At 48.4% G+C, this 719-nt stretch carries 1 protein-coding gene; it reads right to left on the bottom strand.

The genetic code is table 11. The annotated features are described in order from the left end of the window. The coding region (locus AC0QHF_RS00095) for an AAA-like domain-containing protein (protein WP_324702163.1) at nt 1–719 on the bottom strand (719 nt) is incomplete at both ends.

Genomic DNA, 719 nt, shown 5'->3' with positions numbered 1-719 from the left:
CTTTTTCCGATCGCCCAAATTTGTGCATCTTTTAAAGCCCGCCCCCGCAACAGCCGCGATTCGTCCGTTTGGCCGGAAGCGACCCAAGCATCAAAGGTTTGAGAGTAGGGGCGGATGGCCGACAACTGTTCGATCACCCATTCGAGATTGAAGACCGCTTCATAAATTCGATTTTTGACCGCCAATTTTTCGCCATTTTTGACGGCTATTCCCGACAATATGAGTTCCGTATACTCGCGGCTGTTGTCAAATTTGATGCCGTGATTCTGCAAAATATCCTGATAAATTCCCAACAGTCTTCCCGTCCGCAGCGGGTTGCGGAGGAGGCGATCGCGGATGGTTTTCAAGTGTTCCGGCTCGTCCTTCGATTGCCAGCCGTAGATGATATAATTGCGGGCGATATTTTCGATCCAAAATGCCGCATTTTCCACCGAAATTTTTCTTTTATTTTCCGAAACAAAATTGCCAATTATATGGCAAATTTTTTGAGTCAAAAAGGGTTGGCCGTTCGTCCAGTATAAAATGTGTTTAATAATTTCTCGTTTGTTGCCTGATTCAAAAGGCAATCCCCGGGCGAGGGGTTCGATCTCTTCCAGGCTGAACCCCGACAGTGCGATCGCCGTCCCGATATTGAAGGGCGTGCGGTTGCGATCTCGAATCAAATCGGAGGGCGTGGCAACTCCAAAAATCGCGAACGTGAGGCGGTTGTATTCGGGATT

This window comes from Lyngbya sp. CCY1209 (assembly GCF_055795065.1).
This window is presented reverse-complemented; position numbering and strand designations above follow the sequence as displayed.